Below are 19,307 nucleotides of genomic sequence, written 5' to 3'. Positions count from 1 at the left end.
CGGGCCTTTTTTCATTTGTTCAACGCATGTTCTGCCCGCACCGAGTTCATGAAGGCCTGCATCGCCGATGACTGGATTCGATGCCGGCGCGTGATCAAACCATACGGTGGCAAGCGTGCTTCGAACTTGATCGGCAGCACGGCCAGCAAGTCCCGACCGGGATAGTCCTCAACCACCGACACCGGTGTGACGCCAAGCATGTCGGTCTGCTGTATCAGCGACAGCAAGGTCATGATCGAAGTGGTTTCGACGATGCTGCTGGGGATGTCTACCCGCGCGTTGTGGAACACCTGATTGATGATCGCGCGCATTGGGCTTGGATGCTGTTGCAAGACCCAGGTCATGTTCTGCAATTCGGCCCAACTCAGTTGCGTGGCTTTCGCCAACGGATGTTGAGCACCGGCAATCACGCACAAGGCTTCTTCGCCGAGGCTGTCGAAGAGCAATTCTTCGGCGCGGGCACCGGCGGGGATTCGTCCCAGCACGATGTCCAGTTGATCCTGCAACAACGCCTGCACCAGCACGTCGCTGGTGTCGACCTGAATGCTCATGGACAAGCGCGGATGGCTTTGTTTCAAGGTCGCGATGGTGCGTGTCAGCAACCCCGAAGCCAGCGCCGGAATCGCACCGACCGCGACCCGGCCAAGGTTGCCGGATTCAAGCGCGACCAGTTCTTCGCGCATGCCGCTGAGTTCGGCGAAGACCATGCGCGCGTAGTAAATGACGGTTTCCCCGAACGGGGTGGAACGCATGCCTCGGGGCAGGCGTTCGAAGAGTTCGACACCGAGCAAATCCTCGGCTTCATGGAGCATTTTGGTGGCGGCAGGTTGGGTCATGCCGATGTGATCGGCAGCGCGACGCAATGAACCGAATTCCTGCAACGCCAGCATCAGCCGCAATTGGCGCAGACGCAGTCGACTGTGGATGACATTGGCAACAGGAATTCGGGTCATGGGCCGCGCTCGCAGAAAAGTCTGTGGCAAGCCTGACAACAAATGTCAGGCGTTGCCAGCATTGCTGTGTCACAGCACCGATTTTGCCTTGGCGACAGGCGATTTGCGCAAGCCCAACAGCGCACCCAGCGCCTTGGAAATCAGAGGCCAGAACAGCATCAGCAGTGCGGCCGTGGTCAGGCTGCCCACCAGGGGGTTGGACCAGAAAATGCCCAGTTGCCCGTCAGAAAACAGCATCGACTGACGGAACGCATCTTCCGCTTTGTCGCCCAGCACCGCCGCCAATACCAGCGGAGCAATCGGGTAACCGAGTTTCTTGAACAGATAACCCAGCGCACCGAAGCCCAGCATCAGCACCACGTCGAAGAACGAGTTGTGCACCGAGTACGCACCGATGGCGCAGACCATGATGATGATCGGCGCGATGATCGAGAACGGAATGCGCAGGATCGAAGCGAACAGCGGCACGGTGGCCAAGACCACGATCAGACTGACCACGTTGCCCAGGTACATGCTGGCAATCAGGCCCCAGACAAAATCGTGTTGCTCGACGAACAACGTCGGCCCAGGGTGCAGGCCCCAGATCATCAAGCCGCCAAGCATCACCGCTGCGGTGGCCGAACCGGGAATGCCCAGGGTCAGCATCGGCAGCAGGGCGCTGGTGCCGGCGGCGTGGTCGGCGGTTTCCGGGGCGATCACGCCTTCGATTTCACCTTTGCCAAAGTTGTCGCGGTTCTTCGAAAAACGCCGCGCCAGGCTGTAGCTCATGAACGACGCAGCGGTCGGGCCACCGGGGGTAATGCCCATCCAGCAACCGACCAGGGTGCTGCGTACGATGGTCCACCAGTAGCGCGGCAATTTCGCCCACGTGCGCAAAATTACCATGGGTGTAATGCGTGCGTGCTCACCACGAAATACCAGTCCTTCTTCGACGGTGCAGAGAATTTCGCCAATGCCGAACAGGCCAATCACCGCGACTTCAAAACTGATGCCGGTCATCAGGATGGGTTGGTCGAAGGTCAGGCGCAGGTTGCCGGAAACCGTGTCCATGCCGACCGCCGCCATGGCGAAACCGATCATCATCGCCACCACGGTTTTCAGCGGTGGGTTCTTGCTCATGCCGATGAAGGTGCAGAACGCCAAGAGGTACACCGCGAAAAACTCCGGCGAGCTGAATGACATGGCGAACGCGGCGATTTTGGTCGACAGGAACGTCAGCAACAACACCCCGCACAGCGCACCGATCAACGCCGAGCTGAATGCAGCGGTCAACGCCTCGGCAGCACGTCCTTCGCGGGCCATCGGATAGCCGTCGAAGGTGGTTGCCACCGATGAGGGCTCACCGGGTATGTTGAACAGAATCGAGGTGATTGAGCCGCCGAACAACGCGCCCCAATACATGCACGACAGCAGGATGATCGCCGACACCGGCGACATGGTGAACGTCAGTGGCAGCAACAACGCCACGCCATTGGGGGCACCGAGGCCAGGCAAAACGCCGACCAGAATGCCCAGCAGCACGCCGACCACCATCAGGCCGATATGGCCTGGGGTGAGGATCAGGTTCATGCCTTGCAACAGGGAATCGAATTCGCTCATTTGAAGTTTCTCCCGGCCAGGGCAATCCAGTCGCCCATTGGGCCGGCATCCAGCGGCACCTTGAACCACAATGCGAAAATCAGGTAACTGGCCAGCACCGCACCGAGGGACACGCTGGCGATCATCAACTTGCCGTAAGGCTTGGCGCGGACCTTGTCACGCCACATGAACCAGGCAATGAATGCCGCCGAAGCCAGGTAAATACCGGTGAACGGCATGGCCGCGACAAACAGCGCAATCGGCACGAACACCGACAACACTTGCCTGAAGGCATCGCGATTGACGAAGGCCACGCTCAACGCTTGCCAGCGCACCAGCGTCAGCACGCCATTGGCAACGCTTGCGGCGCTCAGCAGCAGGCCGATGTAGAACGGGAAGTAACCCGGCTCGGGGCCGGCATCACCCCAGCCGATGCCTTGTTCGACACTGCCGAACATCACCACGGCGCCGATCAGGGTGGTGAACAGCGTCAGGCCGAGTTCGACCCAACGGGTGCCGACCAGCGCCGGTGAATCCGAAGAATGGGACATCAAACACCTCCAGCAGGTGACGGCCGCCCGTGGGCGAGCGGCCCTGGCAACGTCAGTTTTTCAGCCAGCCGGCTTCTTTGAACACCGGGGTGACGCGGGCGGTGTCTTTTTCGATGTAGGCGGTCAACGGTTCGCCTTCGAGGAAGGTCGGCACCAACGCGTTCTGTTTGACGTAGGCCTTGAACTCATCGGTCTGCGTGACTTTACGCATCAGCTCGACATAGAACGCCCGTTGTTCGGCGCTGATATCGCCGGGCATGAATACGGTGCGCGGGAAGCGGTATTGATCGATGCCCAGGCCTTGTTCATGACAGGTCGGAACATCGGCCCAGGATTTGTCGCCGGCGACTTTTTCAGTGTAGGCCATACGCTCTTTACTGAAGACGCAGAGCGGTTCGACCTGATCACCGCGCCATTGGCTGATGCTTTCGCTGGGGTTGTTGACGTTGGCGGCGATGTGTTTGCCGGCCAGTTGGGTGGCGGCTTCGCTGCCGCTTTTGAACGGGATGTACACCAGTTTGCTGTTGGTGGTCTGGTTCAGTAGCAGGGTCAGGGTCTGGTCGACATCCTTGGATTGGCTACCGCCCATGCGCAGATTCGACGGGTCAGCCTTGACCGCTTCGTAGAAAGTTTTTGCGTCTTTCCACGGCGCGCCTTTGTAGCTCCAGAGAATGAAGTCGTCCTCGGCCACGGCGGCAATCGGTGTCAGCTCCTGCCATTGGTAGCCGAGCTTGGACACCAGCGGCAGCAGGTAAATGTTGTTGGTGCCGATCACCAGTTTCTCGGCATCGCCCTTGTTCATCTTCATGTCGAGGAACGCTTCGGCGCCGTTACCGCCGCCCTTGTTGAGGACGATGGTGTTGACGTCGAGCAGCTTGTGGGTGGTGATGATCGACTGGATCAGGCGGCCGAGTTGGTCGGTACCGCCACCGGGGCCACCGGCAACGACGATTTCGACATTCTTGTCCGGTTGCCAGGCGTGAGCCAGAGCGGGAAGGGCGCCGGCGGCGACCAGGGTGCAACCAAGAAACAGACGGGATGTGCGACGGACGAATGCATTTCGCATGATGGAAGAGCCTCGTTTTTTGTAGTTGTTATGAGTGACTTGTCTGCGCGGTAAAGCCGCAAGCCTGGCCTGAGTGTGGGAACGTGCCGTCGCCGCGTCTAGTCAAAACAATACATACACCGATAGCCTGGGGTTATACCTTGGGCTAAAGCTGTGTTGGTGAAAGTCTGTAGCAGCTGGCGAAGCCTGCGTTCGGGGGGCTGTCAGATATTTTGTATGCGAGCTCTTCTTGAAATAACGCGTGCCCCTGATTTCACGACGGCTTCGCAGCCGAACGCAGGCTTCGCCAGCTGCTACGGGTTGAATTCTGTGGCTGAAAGGTCATTGAAAGCACGGCATGACATAACCCGAGGCTATCGCCTTATTTCAAGTTTTGATTAGACGGTTATCACTGAGCCTTCGATAGTGCTTACAAACGTCGCCGTGAAGCGGCGCTGCAGTCTCCACAAAAATAATAAAACGAGGTACGCACCATGGCTCGTCCCAGTGCTTCCCTGCATATGACCGGCGCAGAAGCTCCGTCCGCCGCCGCTGTCCCGCAGGCCACCACCGCCAAGGCCAGCAATGTGCGCTGGCGGATCTTCGCGATCATCTTCGCGCTGACCATGGTCAACCTGATCGACCGGGTGTCGCTGTCCATCGCGATGCCAACCATCGCTCATGAATTTTCCCTGTCGCCGAGCATGCAAGGCCTGATCCTCAGCAGTTTTTTCTGGGCCTATGCGCTGTTGCAGATTCCCGGCGGCTGGATGATCGACCGCTTTGGCCCGCACCGCGTGATCAGTTGGTCCACCGGGTTATGGGGCACGTTCCAGGTGTTGGCGGCGTTTGCCTCCGGTGGCTTGTCGTTGCTGTTTGCCCGCGTGGCGCTGGGCGCTTCGGAAGCGCCTTTGTTCCCGTCCGGCGGCAAGTTGATTTCCCTGTGGCTGGCGCCCAGTGAGCGCAGTCGCGGCGCGGTGTTGATGGACAGCGGCAGCCCGTTGGGTGTGGCGTTGGGCGGGTTGATCATTGCCTATCTGATTGCCTCCCTCGATTCCTGGCGCTTGGCGTTTGTGATCGCTGGCGTCGCGACCCTGGCCCTGGCCTGGCTGGCGCGGCGTTATCTGCGCGATGACCCGGCCAGCCATCCACAGGTCAATGAACTGGAGATGGAAAAGATCAACGCTGGACGCGCCACGCCGGCCGCCGAAGCCGCACGCGCACCGGTCAAAGGCCTGGGCATCGCCACCCGTTCCCTGAGCGGTTTGCTGATCGGCCGGGCCAGTTGGGCGATGGTGTATTTCGGTCTGCTGACCTGGGGGCCGAGCTATCTGTCCCAGGCTCGCGGCTTTGATATCAAGGGCATTGGTGCGGCGACATTTGTGATTTTCGTCTGTGGTGCGCTGGGTTCGTTAACCGGTGGATTCCTCTGCGACGGGTTGATCCGCAAAGGCGTCAAACGCGGCGTAGCGGTCAAGAGCCTGCTGGCGTTTTCCGGCCTGGTTGCACTGGGGGCATTCCTGTTGCTGCCGACCTTGAGCAACCCTTTTGCGGCGGTGGCGTTGTTGGCCATGACCGCGTTTTTCCTGATGTGGGGCAGCCTCTATTGGAGCTTCCCGGCGCTACTGGCAGCACCGGCGCGAGTCGGTTTGATCGGCGGCGTGATGAACATGGCCGGCAGCACCGGCGGTATTGCGGTGCCGATTCTGGTGGGGGTGATCCTGCAAATGTCCGGTGGCTTTGCCCCGGTGCTGGGGTTCTTCGCGGCATGCTCGGCGGTGTTTGTACTGGCGACGTTGTTTATCAGCCTGGATGAGGTGCGTCATGACTAAACCGTTATGGAGCGGCCCGATCATCGACGCCCATCATCACTTCTGGGACCCGACCATCAACGATCACCCGTGGCTCGCGCCGCAGGCCAATATCCCGTTTCGCTATGGTGACTACAGCGCGATCAAGCGCCGCTATTTCCCCGAGGATTACTTTGCCGATGCCGGGCCGCACAACGTCGTGCAAACGGTGTACGTCGAGACCGAATGGAACCCGCAGGACCCGATTGGCGAAACCCGTTTCATCGAGCAACTGGCCGCCCGGTACGGCGTGCCGAATGCCGTGGTTGCGCAAGCCTGGCTCGATCATCCGGACGCTATCGATGTACTCACCGAACAAGCCGGTTTCAAATGCGTACGCAGCGTTCGCCACAAGCCCGGCGGGCCGACCGCGCCGGAGCAGGTCGGGCATATGCGCAGCCTGATGAGCGACGAACACTGGCGCCGCAGTTACGCCGCGCTGGAAGGCCTGGGCCTGCATTTCGATTTGCAGACACCGTGGTGGAACCTGCACGAGGCCGAACGCCTGGCTCGGGATTTTCCCGGCATCACCCTGATTCTCAACCATGCCGGGTTGCCCAACGACCGCACTGCCGAAGGCCTGGCGGGATGGCGTCTGGCGATGGTGCGGCTGGCCCGGTGGCCTAACGTGCAGGTGAAGATTTCCGGCCTGGGGCTGGGAGGCCAACGCTGGCGCGCCAAGGACAACGCCTGGATCGTGCGCGAAGTCATCGCCATGTTCGGCAGCGATCGGGCGATGTTCGCCAGCAACTTTCCGGTGGACAGCCTGTGCGGTTCATTTGATGACATCTACAGCGGTTTCAAATCCATCGTCGCCGATCTGCCTCTGGCCGATCAGGAGCGACTGTTCTACAGCAACGCGCAGCGCGTTTATCGCTGCGAGCCGTGCGCCATTGACCGGGCGTGGCCTGAATCCTTGAGGAGTGAAGCATGAAAAAAACCACTATCGCCATGGTCCTGGGTGACCCGGCGGGCATTGGCCCTGAGTTGATCGCACGCCTGCTCGCCGAGCCCGAAGTGCGCAGCAAGGCCAACGTCATCCTGATCGCCGACGAAGCGGAAATGCGTCGCGGCATGCGCATTGCCGGCACCGAGTTTCCTTATCGTCGGGTGGAATCGCTGGAGTCGTTAGCGTTTGTCGATGACACGCCGCTGTTCTATGACTTTCGTGGTGGCGCGGTCGGTGAATTCCCGCGCAGCGAGGCCAGTGTGATTGGCGGTCGCTACAGCCTCGATACTTTGGAACAGGCCTTGCGCCTGACCGAAGCGGGGGCCACCGACGCGATCCTGTTCGGGCCGTTGAACAAGACCTCACTGCACATGGCCGGCATGGCGCATAACGATGAGCTGCACTGGTTCGCCGAGTTGCTGGATTTCCACGGGCCATTCTGCGAATTCAACGTGCTCGACAATCTGTGGACGTCACGGGTGACTTCCCACGTGGCGTTGGCCGAAGTCCCGGGCCTGCTCAGTCAGGCACGAGTGGTGGAAGCGATTCAACTGATCGACACCGCGCTCAAGCGCAACGGCCTGGAAAAACCGCGCATCGGCGTCTGCGGCTTGAACCCGCACAACGGCGACAACGGTTCGTTTGGCCGTGAGGAATTGGACATCATCGGCCCAGCCGTTCGTTCGGCCCAGGCACTGGGGATCGCGGCGGAAGGGCCGTATCCGGGGGACACGATTTTCCTCAAGGTCCAGGGTGATGCCAGTGCCTTCGACGCGGTCGTGACCATGTACCACGACCAGGGCCAGATCGCGATCAAACTGATGGGCTTCTCCCGTGGTGTAACCGTGCAGGGTGGCTTGCCGATCCCGATCACCACCCCGGCCCACGGCACCGCATTCGATATTGCCGGGCAGGGCAAGGCGAATGTGGGCGCGACTCGCCAGGCGTTTGAGATTGCCTGCCGAATGGGCGCCAACAGCTACTAAGCGCTGAGTGTCAAAAGATCGCAGCCTTCGGCAGCTCCTACAGGGGATCGCATTCTTCTGTAGGAGCTGCCGGAGCCTGCGATCTTTTTGTTTTTCGGCTGATAACCCGATTAATGCATTAATCGGTTTTTGCTATCACCCCAGGTTATCGCCGGATACGCATAAGTGATTATCCGCAGCCCCCGGGCGCTGGCTACAGTCGGCCCATCGAATGCCGGAGCCGATCGTTTCAATGGCTCTGCGCACACGACCGACAACTACAAGAATCCGGCAGCCCAAGGAACTGTATTCATGAAAATCAAAGCGATCCGTACCCGCGTTTTCGAGTGGAAAGGCAAAGTCGTCCCGCCTCAAGCGCACTTCTGCACCAACGCCAGCGACATCCTGTTCGAACGCGGCGACGCCATGGGCTCGTTCCGTTTCCACGGCTGGCTGGTGGTGGAAGTCGAGACCGACACCGGGCTTGTCGGCATCGGTAACTGCGCCCTGGCGCCGCGTGTGGCCAAGGAAATCATCGACACTTACCTGGCACCGATCGCCATTGGCGAAGACCCGTTCGACAACGAATACATCTGGCAGAAGATGTACCGCCAGAGCCACGCCTGGGGACGCAAAGGCATCGGCATGGCGGCGATCTCGGCGATCGACATCGCGATCTGGGACATCATGGGCAAAGCCGTGAACAAGCCCGTGTTCAAACTGCTCGGCGGGCGTACCAAGGAAAAGATCTGGACCTACGCGTCCAAGCTCTACGCCAACGACAACCTCGACCTGTTCCTCGAAGAAGCCCAGGGCTATCTGAGCCAGGGTTTTACCGCGCTGAAAATGCGCTTCGGCTACGGCCCGAAAGACGGCCCGGCAGGCATGCGCCGCAACATCGAACAAGTACGTGCCTTGCGTGAACTGGCCGGCCCTGACGTCGACATCATGCTTGAATGCTACATGGGCTGGACCCTGGAATATGCGCGCCGCATGTTGCCGAAACTGGCCGAGTTCGAGCCGCGTTGGCTTGAAGAACCGGTGATCGCCGATGACATCGAAGGCTACATCGAACTGAAGAAAATGGGGATCATGCCGATCTCCGGCGGCGAGCACGAGTTCACTTCCTACGGCTTCAAAGACCTGCTGGAACGCCGCGCCGTCGACGTCATCCAGTACGACACCAACCGCGTTGGCGGCATCACCGCCGCGCGCAAAATCAACGCCATGGCCGAGGCCTGGTCGGTGCCGGTGATTCCTCATGCCGGGCAGATGCACAACTACCACCTGACCATGTCCACCACCGCTTCGCCGATGGCCGAGTTCTTCCCGGTGTTCGACGTCGAAGTCGGCAACGAACTCTTCTACTACGTGTTCAAGGGCGAGCCGCAACCGGTCAACGGCTACATCCAGCTCGACGACAACAAACCGGGCCTGGGCCTGGAAATCTCCGATGAGTACCTGAGCGATTTCAACATCATCGAATGACCTTCAAACGCCGCTTTCGGGCGGCGTTCGGTTGACTGATTGGAGGCACACCATGCACTTGATTCAATTTGAAAACACTGAGGGCGAGCGTCAGGTCGGCGTGGTCGCCGGGGCGCAGATTCTGCGGGTTCGCGATACCCGTAGCACTCGCGAACTGGCGTTGGCGGCAATTCGTGCGCAACGCAATCTGCAAGAAGAAGTCGCCTTGCGCGGCACCGAACCGGGACCGGATTACGCGACGTTGTTGCAGGAACGCAAAGTCCTGCCGCCACTGGACCACGAAGACCCGGCCCACTGCCTGATCAGCGGCACTGGTTTGACCCATCTGGGCAGCGCATCGGCGCGGGACAAAATGCACCAGCATGACGGTGAAGTCGAAGCCGGCATGACCGACACCATGCGCATCTTCAAATGGGGGCTTGAAGGTGGCAAGCCAGCGGCGGGGCAGGTCGGTGCGCAACCGGAGTGGTTCTACAAGGGTGACGGCAGCATCGTCGTACGCCCCGGTGCGGACTTCCCGGTGCCGCCGTTTGCCGAAGACGCTGGCGAAGAGCCGGAGCTGACCGGCCTTTACGTCATTGGCGACGATGGCCAGCCGTATCGCGTCGGTTATGCACTGGGTAATGAGTTCTCCGACCATGTCATGGAGCGGCGCAATTACCTGTATCTCGCGCATTCAAAATTGCGCAGTTGCGCTTATGGGCCAGAGTTGCGTGTCGGTGAGTTACCCACGCACCTGGTCGGCACGAGCCGCATCAAGCGCAATGGCGAAACGATCTGGGAGAAGGAATTTCTCAGCGGCGAAGACAACATGTGCCACAGCCTGGCCAACCTTGAGTTTCATCACTTCAAATACGCGCAGTTTTTGCGTCCTGGTGATGTCCACGTGCATTACTTCGGCACTGCCACGCTGTCGTTTGCCGACGGCGTGAAGACCCAGCCGGGGGATCGCTTCCAGATCAGCCTCGATGAGTTCGGCGCGCCGTTGGTCAACGGTATCGGTGAGAGTGCCCAGCCGCTGGCCATCGGTCAGGTCCGCACACTCTGACCTTTGTAGGAGTCGACATGACCCAATTTCTCGGACACAACTACATTGGCGGTCGCCGCAGTGCCAACGGCACGATGCAGCTGCAAAGCCTTGATGCAACGACCGGCGAAGCGCTGCCCGGATTCTTCATTCAGGCATCCGAAGCCGAAGTGGATGCCGCCGCCAAAGCCGCTGATGCCGCGTACCCGGTTTACCGCAATCTCAGTGCTGAAAAGCGCGCGACCTTCCTTGATGCCATCGCTGATGAAATTGATGCACTGGGTGACGATTTCGTCGCCACCGTGTGCCGTGAAACCGCGTTGCCTGCCGGGCGTATTCAAGGTGAACGCGGACGTACCAGCGGCCAGTTGCGCTTGTTTGCCAAGGTGCTGCGTCGCGGCGATTTCTATGGCGCACGCATCGACCGGGCATTGCCGGACCGACAGCCGTTGCCACGCCCGGACCTGCGTCAGTATCGCATCGCCCTCGGGCCGGTGGCGGTGTTCGGCGCCAGCAACTTTCCGTTGGCATTCTCTACCGCTGGTGGCGATACCGCTTCGGCACTGGCCGCCGGTTGCCCGGTGGTGTTCAAGGCGCACAGCGGGCACATGGCGACTGCCGAGTGGGTGGCGGACGCGATCATCCGCGCCGCCGAACGCACGGAAATGCCAGCGGGTGTGTTCAACATGATTTATGGCGGTGGCGTCGGTGAGTGGCTGGTCAAGCATCCGGCGATTCAGGCAGTCGGCTTTACTGGTTCGCTCAAGGGCGGCAATGCCTTGAGTCACATGGCGGCGACCCGGCCACAACCCATTCCGGTGTTTGCCGAGATGTCGAGCATCAACCCGGTGTTCCTGTTGCCCGAGGCACTGGCGGTTCGCGGCGAGCAGATCGCGGCGCAACTGGCCGGTTCCGTGACCTTGGGTTGCGGTCAGTTCTGTACCAATCCGGGACTGGTCATTGGTTTGCGTTCGCCGCAGTTCAGCACCTTCCTGGAAACCTTCTGCGCGAGCATGAACCAGCAACCGCCACAAACCATGCTCAACGCCGGCGCGTTGGCCAGTTACAGCCGAGGCCTGGGCGAGTTGCACGAGCATCCCGGCCTGACGCACCTGGCGGGCAAGCCGCAACAGGGCAATCAAGCGCAGCCGCAAGTGTTCAAGGCCGATGTCAGCCTGTTGCTCAAGGGCGATGAGTTGTTGCAAGAGGAGGTGTTCGGGCCGACCACCATTGTCATCGAGGTCGAGGATCGCGCGCAGTTGGCGGCGGCGCTGCACGGCTTGCGCGGGCAATTGACGGCGACGTTGATCGGCGAGGCCAATGAGTTACTGGACTACCGCTGGTTGACTGAAATACTTCAGGAGAAAGTCGGGCGGATTCTGCTCAACGGCTATCCGACCGGGGTCGAGGTGTGTGAGGCGATGGTGCATGGCGGACCGTATCCGGCGACGTCGGATTCTCGCGGTACGTCGGTGGGGACACTGGCCATCGACCGTTTCCTGCGACCGGTGTGTTTCCAGAATTACCCGGATGCGTTGCTGCCCGAGGCGTTGCAGAACGCTAATCCGCTGGGGATTCGGCGGTTGGTGGATGGCGAGGTCAGTGCTTCGGCCCTGTAGTGTCTGAACTGACGCCATCGCTGGCAAGCCAGCTCCCACAGGGTTATACGCGTCCTTGTGGGAGCGGGCTTGCCAGCGATGGCGTCATCAGCAACACCACCCAACTACTTGTTGGCAGTCACCTCAGCCACCTTCACGGCAGCCGGCTTCAACACCATCCACAACGCCACTGCAATCAACACCCCGCCATACACATGCGCCATCGACAGCGGTTCATCGAGAAACAGCCCTCCCCACAACACGCCGAACAGCGGGATCAAAAAGGTTGTGGTCATCGATTTCACCGGACCAATCGAGCTCAGTAGCCGGAAGTAAATGATGTAGGCAAACGCCGTGCAGCCCAGGCCCAATCCCAGCAGCGACAGCCACACGCTCCAGCCGCCCCAGCTCGCTGGTGGCTGGCTGATCACGCTGTAGCCGAACAGCGGCAACAGAAACAACGTTGCGCCGAGCATGCTGCCCAGTGCCGATAAACGGCTGTCCAGACCACCGGCCTGATCGAGCCAGCGGCGGGCGAGAAACCCCGCGAATCCGTAACAGGTGGTCGCGAGAAGACAGGCGACAGCACCCATCAGCAGTTCCATGTCGAACGCCACCGGACCGGCGCGGGTCAGCACGCCAACACCGAACAGCCCCAGAAACACCCCACCCAGTTTGGCGCCCGTGAGCCTTTCATGGAAAAACAGCCCGCCAATCAGCACGCCCATCAACGGCGTCGTGGCATTGAAAATCGATGAGTAACCAGCGGGCAGCACCTGCGCGGCCACCGAATAGAGCGTCGCCGGAATCCCGGAGTTGATCACCCCGAGCAGCATCACGGTTTTCAGTTTGCCCTTGAAATCCCAACTGATGCGCATCAGCCCCAGAATCACCAGCAACCCGGCAGCGGCAATCGATACGCGGAAAAAAGCGGTGGGAATGCTGCCAATCACCGGGGCGATGATGCGCATGAACAGGAAACTCGCACCCCAAATGGCCGCCAGGGACAGTAAACGGAAAATATCGACGGGGTTCACAGCGTGTTCCTTCCTTGATGAGGGCGAGAGTGTTGCTGACAGCCTTGCCCGTGGCAACCGGAAAACGAGCATTGAACCCATCGCGGCGTCGATGACGCGGCACCCGCAAAATTACGCTTCTCCTGCACCCGCTTCACTGGCTAAGCTCAAGACTCACGAATTCCCGCAGAGGTCTCACCATGCCGCAGCAATGGCCAGCCGCCGACATCGCCCGCTTGATCCTCGATGGCTTTGACGATTACCGCGAGCATTTTCGCCAGATCACTGACGGCGCCCGGGCACGCTTCGAGCAGGCCAAGTGGCAGGAGACGCAATCGGCGTCGGCGGCGCGGATCAGTCTGTACGAAGAAAAAGTCAGCGAAACCGTGGAGCGCCTGCGCACCGCGTTTGATACCGACACGCTCGACGTCAGCTGCTGGCCGCTGGTGAAAAGTGCCTACATCAGCCTGATCGACCTGCGCTTCGACGATGAACTGTCCGAGACCTGGTACAACTCGATCTTCTGCGGGCTCTTCAGCCATGACCTGATCAGCGACGGCTGCATGTTCATCCACACCACTCGGCCGAGCCTGCGCCGGGCTCGCGCTGCACAAACCCGTACCTACAAGCCTCAGGGCCAGTTGTCCGGCATGCTGGCGAGTATCTTTGCCGACTATCGTTTCAGCGAGGAATACGCCGACTTGTCCGGCGACCTGAAGCGCCTCGAAGCACAACTGCGCGAGAACCTGCCGGATTGGGTGTGCAAAGACCCGGAGTTGAGCGTCGAACTGTTTTCCTCGGTGCTGTACCGCAACAAGGGCGCGTACCTGGTGGGGCGCATCTACACCGCCGATGAGCAATGGCCGCTGGCGATTCCGCTGTTGCACCTCGAAGGGCGCGGCATTCAGATCGATGCGCTGATCACCGACGAGGCGGACGTGTCGATCATCTTCTCGTTCACCCGCTCGTATTTCATGGTGGATGTGCCGGTGCCGGCGGAGTTCATCGGCTTCCTCAAGCGCATCCTGCCGGGCAAGCACATCGCCGAGCTGTACACCTCGATCGGCTTCTACAAGCACGGCAAGTCGGAGTTCTACCGGGCGCTGATCAATCACCTGGCCAACACCGACGACCAGTTCATCATGGCCCCCGGCGTGCGCGGCATGGTGATGAGCGTGTTCACCCTGCCGGGGTTCAACACCGTATTCAAGATCATCAAGGACCGTTTCTCGCCGTCGAAAAACGTCGACCGCGCCACGGTGATCGAAAAATACCGTTTGGTGAAAAGCGTCGACCGCGTCGGGCGCATGGCCGATACCCAGGAATTCGCCGACTTCCGTTTTCCGTTGAGCAAATTCGATCCGGCATGCCTTGAGGAATTGCTGGAAGTCGCGCCGTCGACAGTGTCGGTGGAAGGCGACACGGTGCTGATCCGTCACTGCTGGACTGAACGGCGCATGACGCCGCTGAACCTCTATCTGGAAAACGCCAACGATGCACAGGTGCGCGAGGCCCTGGACGATTACGGCCTGGCAATCAAGCAACTGGCGGCCGCCAACATTTTTCCCGGTGACATGCTGCTGAAGAACTTCGGTGTCACCCGACACGGTCGGGTGGTGTTCTACGACTACGACGAGATCTGCTTCCTGACCGAAGCCAATTTCCGCCACATCCCGCAACCGCGCACTCCGGAGGACGAAATGGCTTCGGAGCCGTGGTACTCGATCGGGCCGCTGGATGTGTTCCCTGAAGAGTTTCCACCGTTCCTGTTTGCCGATTCGGGGCAGCGCAAGCTGTTCGACCAGTTGCATGGCGAGCTGTACAACGCCGATTACTGGAAGAGCCTGCAAGAGGCGATTCGGGCGGGGAAGGTGATTGATGTGTTTCCGTATCGGCGTAAAAGCGCCGAAAACTGACCCTGTAGGAGCTGCCGAAGGCTGCGATCTTTTGATCTTGAAATCAAAAGATCGCAGCCTCGTTTCACTCGACAGCTCCTACAGGAGAAACAGCCAATCCATGGCAAATCTGCGACAATCCCCGACCCTGCGCCACTAGACGACTGAATTGCGTACCCGATGACCGACGAATCGCCCTCCATCGACAAACTGCTGAAAAACCTCGATCACGCCATGCTCGCCGACCGCCACCGGCTGCGGCGGCAGTTGCTTGAGCTGCGCAAGAAACCCGACGAGGCCAAGCTGGCCCAGTGGGTGGCGCGGATGCAGGCGTCCTGTGATCAGGTGCTGGCGCGCAAGGCCAGCCTGCCGGTGATTCGTTACGACGACAGCCTGCCGATTGCCGCCAAGCGCGACGAAATAAAGAAAGCGCTGGAAAAGCATCAGGTGCTGATCATCGCGGGCGAGACCGGTTCGGGTAAAACCACCCAGTTGCCGAAGATCTGCCTGGAAATCGGTCGCGGTCAGCATGGCCTGATCGGCCACACCCAGCCGCGGCGGATTGCTGCGCGCAGCGTCGCCAGTCGGGTCGCCGAAGAGCTCGGCACGCCGTTGGGCGCATTGGTCGGTTATCAAGTGCGCTTCGAAGATCAGAGCGATTCCAACACCCTGATCAAGTTGATGACCGACGGTATCCTGCTGGCGGAAACCCAGAACGACCGCTATCTGGAACGCTACGACACGATCATCGTCGACGAAGCCCACGAACGCAGCCTCAACATCGACTTCCTGCTCGGTTACCTGAAAACCCTGCTGCCGCGTCGCCCCGACCTGAAAGTCATCATCACCTCGGCGACCATCGATCTGGAGCGCTTCTCCAAGCACTTCGACGATGCGCCGATTGTCGAAGTGTCCGGGCGTACGTTCCCGGTGGACACCTGGTATCGCCCGCTGACGCTTGAGCAAGACGAAGAGGGCAACCGCGTCGAAGACGACCTGACGGTGGATCAAGCGATCCTCGCCACCCTCGATGAAATCGCCGCTTACGAACGCAGCGAACGCCGCAGTCCCGGTGATGTGCTGGTGTTCCTGCCCGGTGAGCGCGAGATTCGCGATGCTGCGGACATGCTGCGTAAAGCCCAGCTCAAACACACCGAAATCCTGCCGTTGTACGCACGGCTGTCGCCGGCGGAGCAGCAGCGGATTTTCCAGTCGCACCCAGGGCGTCGCGTGGTGCTGGCGACCAACGTCGCGGAAACCTCGCTGACCGTGCCGGGCATTCGCTACGTGATCGACAGCGGTACGGCGCGCATTAGCCGCTACAGCTACCGCGCCAAAGTCCAGCGCCTGCCGATCGAAGCGGTTTCCCAAGCCAGCGCCAACCAGCGTAAAGGTCGCTGCGGGCGGGTCGAGCCGGGTATCTGCATTCGCCTCTACAGCGAAGAAGATTTTCTGGGGCGTCCGGAATTCACCGATCCGGAAATCCTGCGTACCAACCTCGCCGCCGTTATTTTGCAGATGCTTCATCTGCGCCTCGGCGAAGTCACCGCGTTCCCGTTCATCGAGCCGCCGGATGGCAAGGCGATCAGCGACGGCTACAACCTGCTGCAAGAGCTTTCGGCGGTGGACCGCAACAGTCAGTTGACGCCGCTCGGTCGCCAGTTGGCGCGCTTGCCGGTAGACCCGCGCATGGGCCGTATGCTGCTCGAAGCGGCCAAGCTCGGTAGCTTGCAGGAAGTGCTGATCGTCGCCAGCGCCATGTCGATCCAGGACCCGCGCGAGCGTCCGCCGGAGCGCCAGCAAGCGGCGGATCAGGCACACGCCCAGTGGAAAGACACCGACTCGGACTTCGCCGGGCTGGTCAACCTGTGGCGCGGTTTCGAAGAGCAGCGCCAGGCACTGACCGCCAGTCCGCTGCGTAACTGGTGCCGCAAGAATTTCCTGAATTACCTGCGTCTTCGCGAATGGCGCGACTCCCATCGCCAGTTGAGCCTGATCTGCCGCGACATGCAGCTGAGCCTCAATAAAGAGCCGGCGGATTATCCGAAACTGCACAAAGCGGTGCTGGTGGGCCTGCTCAGCCAGATCGGCCAGAAAACCGAGGACGGCGACTACCTCGGCGCACGTCAGCGGCGCTTCTGGATTCATCCGTCGTCGGGCATCGGCAAGAAACGCCCGCAATGGCTGATGACCGCCGAACTGGTGGAAACCACCAAGCTCTACGCGCGCATGGTGGCCAAGATCGACGCCGACTGGATCGAACCGCTGGCCGGGCACCTGATCAAGAAAAACCACTTCGAACCCCATTGGGAGAAGAAGCGCGGGCAGGTTGTGGCCTTCGAACAAATCACTCTGTTCGGGCTGATCGTGGTCGGCCGTCGGCCGGTGCATTACGGCCCGGTCGACCCGGTGGTGTCCCGCGAACTGTTTATCCGCGAAGGGCTGGTGCGTGGCGAAATCCAGTCCAAGGCCAAGTGCCTGACGGCCAACAAACAACTGCTGGAACAGCTCGACGAACTGGAAGCCAAGGCCCGTCGTCGCGATATTCTCGCCGACGAAGAAACCCTGTACGCCTTCTACGACGCACGATTGCCGGCAGAGATTCACCAGACCGCGACCTTCGACAGTTGGTATCGAATCAACAGCCAGAAAGACCCGCAGCTGCTGATCATGCGCGAAGAAGACGTGCTGGCCCGCGAAGCCAGTGAAGTCACCGCCCAGCATTACCCGGACACCTTGCACATCGGTGATCTGGAGTTGGCCCTGAGTTATCACTTCGAACCGAACCATCCGCGCGATGGCGTGACCCTGCGCGTGCCGGCGCCGTTGCTGCCGATGTTGCCGCCGGAGCGCCTGGAATGGTTGGTGCCGGGTGTCATCGAAGCCAAGTGCATTGCGTTGGTGCGCAACCTGCCCAAGGCACTGCGCAAGAACTTCGTACCGGTGCCGGACTTCGTCAAAGCCGCGCTGCAACGCATGACCTTTGCCGAGGGCTCGCTGCCCCAGGCCTTGGGCCGCGAGTTGCTGCGCATGACCGGTGCGCGGGTCAGCGATGAAGCCTGGGCCGAGGCGGCGCAGCAGGTTGAAAGCCATCTGCGGATGAACCTGGAAATCGTCGATGCTCAAGGCAAGTTCCTCGGCGAAGGTCGCGATCTGGCCGAACTGACGGCGCGTTTCGCCGAAGCCAGCCAAGCCGCATTGGCCGTACCGCAAACCGCGAAAAGCCAGCAACCGGTCGAGCCGAAAGTGTTCGCCGCTGTGGCCGAGAAAACCCAGCAGAAGATCGCCGGGCTGTCGATGACGGTCTATCCGGCGCTGGTGGAAGAGGGCGGTACGGTCAAGGAAGGGCGTTTCTCGACCCCGGCCGAGGCCGAGTTCCAGCATCGCCGCGCCTTGCAGCGTTTGCTGATGCAGCAACTGGCCGAGCCTGCGAAGTTCCTGCGCGGCAAGTTGCCAGGCCTGACTGAACTGGGTCTGTTGTACCGCGACATGGGCCGCGTTGATGCGTTGGTCGAAGACATTCTGCTGGCCAGTCTCGACAGCTGCATTCTCGACGGTGAAGACCCGTTGCCCCGTGATGGCGCCGGTTTAGCGTCGTTGGCCGAGCGCAAGCGCGGTGCCTGGACTGAGCACGCCGAGCGTTTGGCGAAACTCACCCTGGAAATCCTCAAGCTCTGGCATGGTCTGCAAAAACGCTTCAAGGGCAAAATCGACCTGGCACAAGCCGTGGCCCTGAACGACATCAAGCAGCAACTCAGCCATCTGGTGTATCCGGGATTTGTCCGGGAAACGCCGATGCAATGGCTCAAGGAGTTGCCGCGCTATCTCAAGGCGATTGAACAGCGCTTCGAGAAAATCGGTGCCCAAGTGCAACGCGACCGAGTCTGGAGCGGCGAGTTGTCCGGCCTGTGGACGCAATACCAGACCCGCGCCAACAAGCACGCTCAGGAAGGCAAGCGCGATCCGCAGCTGGAGTTGTATCGCTGGTGGCTGGAGGAATACCGGGTTTCATTGTTCGCCCAGCAATTGGGGACCAAGGTGCCGATCTCCGATAAGCGCCTGAACAAGCAGTGGAGCCAGGTCGAGCCCTGATCCCGACTGCTTCGCGACTCCCATGATCCATTGGGATCTACTGTAGGCGCTGCCGAAGGCTGCGATCTTTTGATTTTTAAAACCCAGATCAACAGATCGCAGCCTTCGGCAGCTCCTACATTTGCGTATGGGGCCATCCAGCAAAAAGGGGCGAAATGCCCACGTTTATGGCAAACTTCGCGCCTATAAACGCCGGCCCCGCGGTTTTGAGCCTCTCAGGTTCGGGCGGTACGGAATAAAGCGATGCCAGGTTGGCTTTCCCGTCACGGGAACGAACCCTTTGTGTGTTGGTACGACGGT

The 19,307-nt window shown here is 60.5% G+C and carries 13 protein-coding genes; 8 read left to right on the top strand and 5 right to left on the bottom strand.

Features of this window, described 5'->3' with window-relative positions:
• Nucleotides 1–11: 11 nt before the first annotated feature.
• The 4 genes from KVG88_RS06945 to KVG88_RS06930 all read right to left on the bottom strand — a co-directional run bounded on the left by KVG88_RS06945 (nt 12) and on the right by KVG88_RS06930 (nt 4,148).
• Complete coding sequence (locus tag KVG88_RS06945) at nt 12–953, bottom strand: LysR family transcriptional regulator (protein ID WP_150704654.1); 942 nt, start codon at nt 951–953, stop codon at nt 12–14.
• A gap of 69 nt (nt 954–1,022) precedes the next feature.
• The gene (locus KVG88_RS06940) at nt 1,023–2,552 is read right to left on the bottom strand and encodes a tripartite tricarboxylate transporter permease (protein WP_217870942.1); all 1,530 of its coding nucleotides are present in this window, start codon (nt 2,550–2,552) and stop codon (nt 1,023–1,025) included.
• Nucleotides 2,549–3,082 carry a tripartite tricarboxylate transporter TctB family protein gene (locus KVG88_RS06935; protein ID WP_217870941.1) on the bottom strand — a complete coding sequence of 178 codons (534 nt, stop codon included), beginning with the start codon at nt 3,080–3,082 and terminating at the stop codon, nt 2,549–2,551. Before KVG88_RS06935 ends, KVG88_RS06940 begins: the two co-directional genes overlap by 4 nt.
• A 52-nt stretch (nt 3,083–3,134) precedes the next feature.
• Nucleotides 3,135–4,148, bottom strand: a complete 1,014-nt coding sequence (locus KVG88_RS06930; RefSeq protein ID WP_150704657.1) for a Bug family tripartite tricarboxylate transporter substrate binding protein — start codon at nt 4,146–4,148, stop codon at nt 3,135–3,137.
• A gap of 500 nt (nt 4,149–4,648) precedes the next feature.
• Here KVG88_RS06930 and KVG88_RS06925 point away from each other — a divergent pair, with 500 nt between their 5' ends.
• The 6 genes from KVG88_RS06925 (at nt 4,649) to KVG88_RS06900 (ending at nt 12,025) form a co-directional block, all read left to right on the top strand.
• Nucleotides 4,649–5,959 carry an MFS transporter gene (locus KVG88_RS06925; RefSeq protein ID WP_217871309.1) on the top strand — a complete coding sequence of 437 codons (1,311 nt, stop codon included), beginning with the start codon at nt 4,649–4,651 and terminating at the stop codon, nt 5,957–5,959.
• Nucleotides 5,952–6,911, top strand: coding sequence for an amidohydrolase family protein (locus KVG88_RS06920; RefSeq protein ID WP_150704659.1), 960 nt, complete (start codon nt 5,952–5,954; stop codon nt 6,909–6,911). The genes KVG88_RS06925 and KVG88_RS06920 overlap by 8 nt, the downstream gene beginning before the upstream one ends.
• On the top strand, nt 6,908–7,912 hold the full coding sequence (locus tag KVG88_RS06915; protein ID WP_150704660.1) for a 4-hydroxythreonine-4-phosphate dehydrogenase PdxA: 1,005 nt from the start codon (nt 6,908–6,910) through the stop codon (nt 7,910–7,912). Before KVG88_RS06920 ends, KVG88_RS06915 begins: the two co-directional genes overlap by 4 nt.
• Nucleotides 7,913–8,203: 291 nt before the next feature.
• Complete coding sequence (locus tag KVG88_RS06910) at nt 8,204–9,379, top strand: L-rhamnonate dehydratase (RefSeq protein WP_015096352.1); 1,176 nt, start codon at nt 8,204–8,206, stop codon at nt 9,377–9,379.
• A 52-nt stretch (nt 9,380–9,431) separates the two neighbouring features.
• A complete protein-coding gene (araD1, locus tag KVG88_RS06905; protein WP_150704661.1) occupies nt 9,432–10,427 on the top strand; it encodes an AraD1 family protein in 996 nt (331 codons plus the stop codon).
• A gap of 17 nt (nt 10,428–10,444) precedes the next feature.
• Nucleotides 10,445–12,025, top strand: coding sequence for an aldehyde dehydrogenase (NADP(+)) (locus KVG88_RS06900; RefSeq protein WP_217870940.1), 1,581 nt, complete (start codon nt 10,445–10,447; stop codon nt 12,023–12,025).
• 104 nt (nt 12,026–12,129) lie between these two features.
• On the opposite strand, the gene KVG88_RS06895 is transcribed toward KVG88_RS06900, so the two are convergent.
• Nucleotides 12,130–13,041, bottom strand: coding sequence for a DMT family transporter (locus KVG88_RS06895; protein WP_150704663.1), 912 nt, complete (start codon nt 13,039–13,041; stop codon nt 12,130–12,132).
• 179 nt (nt 13,042–13,220) lie between these two features.
• Here KVG88_RS06895 and aceK point away from each other — a divergent pair, with 179 nt between their 5' ends.
• Nucleotides 13,221–14,936: a bifunctional isocitrate dehydrogenase kinase/phosphatase gene (gene aceK, locus KVG88_RS06890; protein ID WP_217870939.1), complete on the top strand. Its 1,716-nt coding sequence runs from the start codon at nt 13,221–13,223 to the stop codon at nt 14,934–14,936.
• A gap of 159 nt (nt 14,937–15,095) precedes the next feature.
• On the top strand, nt 15,096–19,007 hold the full coding sequence (gene hrpA / locus KVG88_RS06885) for an ATP-dependent RNA helicase HrpA (RefSeq protein ID WP_217870938.1): 3,912 nt from the start codon (nt 15,096–15,098) through the stop codon (nt 19,005–19,007).
• The last annotated feature ends 300 nt before the right edge of the window (nt 19,008–19,307 follow it).

This window comes from Pseudomonas azerbaijanoccidentalis, assembly GCF_019145495.1.
Lineage (GTDB): Bacteria > Pseudomonadota > Gammaproteobacteria > Pseudomonadales > Pseudomonadaceae > Aquipseudomonas > Aquipseudomonas azerbaijanoccidentalis.
Note: the sequence above shows the minus strand (reverse complement) of the source record. Positions and strands in the feature narration are given on the sequence as shown.

Excerpts from the sequence above, each read along its gene's own strand:
- KVG88_RS06945 (WP_150704654.1), bottom strand. The coding sequence starts at position 953 with ATGACCCGAATTCCTGTTGCCAATGTCATCCACAGTCGACTGCGTCTG.
- KVG88_RS06940 (WP_217870942.1), bottom strand. The coding sequence starts at position 2,552 with ATGAGCGAATTCGATTCCCTGTTGCAAGGCATGAACCTGATCCTCACC.
- KVG88_RS06935 (WP_217870941.1), bottom strand. The coding sequence starts at position 3,082 with ATGTCCCATTCTTCGGATTCACCGGCGCTGGTCGGCACCCGTTGGGTC.
- KVG88_RS06930 (WP_150704657.1), bottom strand. The coding sequence starts at position 4,148 with ATGCGAAATGCATTCGTCCGTCGCACATCCCGTCTGTTTCTTGGTTGC.
- KVG88_RS06925 (WP_217871309.1), top strand. The coding sequence starts at position 4,649 with ATGACCGGCGCAGAAGCTCCGTCCGCCGCCGCTGTCCCGCAGGCCACC.
- KVG88_RS06920 (WP_150704659.1), top strand. The coding sequence starts at position 5,952 with ATGACTAAACCGTTATGGAGCGGCCCGATCATCGACGCCCATCATCAC.
- KVG88_RS06915 (WP_150704660.1), top strand. The coding sequence starts at position 6,908 with ATGAAAAAAACCACTATCGCCATGGTCCTGGGTGACCCGGCGGGCATT.
- KVG88_RS06910 (WP_015096352.1), top strand. The coding sequence starts at position 8,204 with ATGAAAATCAAAGCGATCCGTACCCGCGTTTTCGAGTGGAAAGGCAAA.
- araD1 (WP_150704661.1), top strand. The coding sequence starts at position 9,432 with ATGCACTTGATTCAATTTGAAAACACTGAGGGCGAGCGTCAGGTCGGC.
- KVG88_RS06900 (WP_217870940.1), top strand. The coding sequence starts at position 10,445 with ATGACCCAATTTCTCGGACACAACTACATTGGCGGTCGCCGCAGTGCC.
- aceK (WP_217870939.1), top strand. The coding sequence starts at position 13,221 with ATGCCGCAGCAATGGCCAGCCGCCGACATCGCCCGCTTGATCCTCGAT.
- hrpA (WP_217870938.1), top strand. The coding sequence starts at position 15,096 with ATGACCGACGAATCGCCCTCCATCGACAAACTGCTGAAAAACCTCGAT.